General features: G+C 56.6%; 5 protein-coding genes. 2 read left to right on the forward strand and 3 right to left on the reverse strand.

Translation table 11 applies throughout. The features are described from left to right. On the forward strand, positions 1-371 hold a 371-nt coding region (locus tag WA354_RS08660), incomplete at its 5' end, for a proline dehydrogenase family protein (protein WP_472812606.1). On the opposite strand, the gene WA354_RS08665 is transcribed toward WA354_RS08660, so the two are convergent. The 3 genes from WA354_RS08665 to WA354_RS08675 form a co-directional block, all read right to left on the reverse strand. Next, positions 299-652 carry a hypothetical protein gene (locus tag WA354_RS08665; RefSeq protein WP_472812607.1) on the reverse strand — a complete coding sequence of 118 codons (354 nt, stop codon included), beginning with the start codon at positions 650-652 and terminating at the stop codon, positions 299-301. The two genes, WA354_RS08660 and WA354_RS08665, sit on opposite strands and share 73 nt — an antisense overlap. 91 nt (positions 653-743) lie before the next feature. Then, positions 744-1019, reverse strand: coding sequence for a DUF4242 domain-containing protein (locus WA354_RS08670; RefSeq protein WP_472812608.1), 276 nt, complete (start codon positions 1017-1019; stop codon positions 744-746). 75 nt (positions 1020-1094) lie between these two features. Beyond that, complete coding sequence (locus WA354_RS08675) at positions 1095-1667, reverse strand: hypothetical protein (RefSeq protein ID WP_472812609.1); 573 nt, start codon at positions 1665-1667, stop codon at positions 1095-1097. 237 nt (positions 1668-1904) lie between these two features. Here WA354_RS08675 and WA354_RS08680 point away from each other — a divergent pair. After that, a partial coding sequence (locus WA354_RS08680; RefSeq protein WP_472812610.1) for a winged helix-turn-helix domain-containing protein occupies positions 1905-2235 on the forward strand: 331 nt, incomplete at its 3' end.

The following is a 2235-nucleotide window of genomic DNA, read 5'->3' on the forward strand; positions in this document are numbered from 1 at the left end:
TCTGCAAGGGCGCGTACAAGGAGCCGGGAGAAGTCGCCTTCCCCAAAAAATCCGACGTCGACGCCAACTACGTAAAGCTCGGCAACATGCTGCTGCAAAGCCCGATCTATCACGGCCTCGCCACGCATGACGAAAAGATGATTGCAGCGGCGAAGTCCTTCGTCGCACAGCGCGGCATTGACCGCAGCCATTTCGAATTTCAGATGCTTTTTGGCGTCCGCCGCGATCTCCAGCGGAAGCTCGTCGCCGAGGGATACAACGTCCGCGTCTACATCCCCTTCGGCCGCGAATGGTACCCCTACTTCATGCGCCGGTTAGCGGAACGCCCCGCCAACGTCTTCTTCATCGCCAAGCAGATGTTCCGCCAGTAATCGAGCTTCTTTTTGCCGAGGATGTAGATTGTATTCTTCGTTACGGCATAGCCGAGAGCAGGCCGGAACACAATGAGCCGGGCGGTACACATGCCAGGTCTGCCGGAGATCGTTCCCGAGAGAAACGGCCCGCGTTTCCCCAGCTTGATGTTTATCAGCGACCAGTCATCCATCCTGGCGATCTGGCCATAGCTGCGGAGGTTCCGTATCTCCTCTGAAGCATCATCGATCGGCGCTAGCGGAAGCATGGACTCGTCGCCTTCCGCGCCAACGCCTGTCATAGCACGCCTCCTTCGCCAGAAAAAGGTCCAGAGCCACGTCGATTCGTCTGAGCAGGGCAGAAAAAACATCGGCCCTGCCCAGAGAAGCACTTTAGCCCTCGGCGGTCCCGGGATCGATGGTCGTCGAGACTTCGGCAATGATATTCGCCGGAAAGCCACCCAGTTGGGCATGCTCCCTGATCAACTTCTCGTTTGAAGCGCGATAGATGCAGTAAATCTTGTCCCCGGTTACGAAACTCTGAATCCATTGAATCTCGCATCCGAGTTTGCTCAGCACGCTGCACGACGTTTGCGAAATGCTCTTCAGCTCCCCGGCTGTCAGATTTCCCGCACCGGGAACTTCGCGCTCAATGACATACTTCGGCATCGGAACCTCCATCTTGCGATTCTTGATCAGGCAATGCGCCAATTGGAGCGTGTGCTCGCGAGCTTTGGCGTTCTCTCATTGCTGGCCTTCGCAAGTCACCCGGTTGTTCCAGTCCACGAATGCTCCCTGAGGATTGTCCCGCCAGGCCCAGACATGGAGTTCGAAGAACGGCGCCGGGATGTTGTATCGATTCGGGATGCCAACAAGAAGAAAGCTTTGTCCTTCGAGAACAGGCGGCCCACTGTGAGTCTTCAGCCAAGTTGCCGAGTCCACGATGAACTCAACGCCAACCAGGCGCATCTTTCCGTCTGAAGGCTCGTAAATCAAGGCTTGTGGATGCGCGGCATCAATCTCTCCGGCCCCCACCAGCGTCGGATTTACATAATGCACTCCCATTGCTCCGTGATCCGATCCACTCACGCAACCAAGGAATGGTCCGTACCCAGCGGGTCCGGCATTATTGACGTCGATGAACTCCCTGGTCGCGTCGCGAACCATTTGAACCAGTTTGGCTGGAGCCGAATGTGCGTGATCGGCATTGGAATCCGGGTTCTGACCTGCCGCCAGCAGCGCCGCGCCGGGCGCAAAGCCGAGTGCAAGGGAGGCAAAGATGGGGGCTGCGATGCGGCATACGAAGTTGGTTCTCATTGGGATCTCCTTTTGGCGTGAGGAATCGTCTGTCGGCGGACATCGCCTTCAAGTCGCGATTTATCAGGGAAATGCCTGCGACAAAACGGATATTGCGCCCGTCATGCCGAGCCCTCAATAGCGAACACCTGTCGGACATCTTAATTTTTCCTGTCTTTTCAAATACATGACTCTGAAAGGGATGTCGCACAAAACCGCAAAGAGTGTAGAATCTGTCCACCTTGAGGGGGTGTTGTTGTGGGATCAAGCCCGGCCGGAGCGCAGGAATCCATCAGATTCGGGGAGGATTTCCAGGTCGATCTGCGAGCCTTCGAGCTCCGCCAAGCCGGACGTGTCCTCAAACTGGAGCGCCTTCCCCTGCAAGTCCTGGTGATCCTGATTGAGCAGAAGGGGCAGCTCGTCACTCGCGAAGAAATTGCCGAGAAGATCTGGGGCAAGGACGTCTTTCTCGACACTGACAACAGCATCAACGGCGCTGTCCGCAAGATTCGTCAAGTCCTAAAGGACGATCCCCAAGAGCCCCGCTTTGTTGAAACCCTCACCGGCAGGGGTTACCGGTTCATAGCCC

This window comes from Occallatibacter sp. (assembly GCF_049802275.1).
Classification (GTDB): Bacteria; Acidobacteriota; Terriglobia; order Terriglobales; family Acidobacteriaceae; genus Telmatobacter.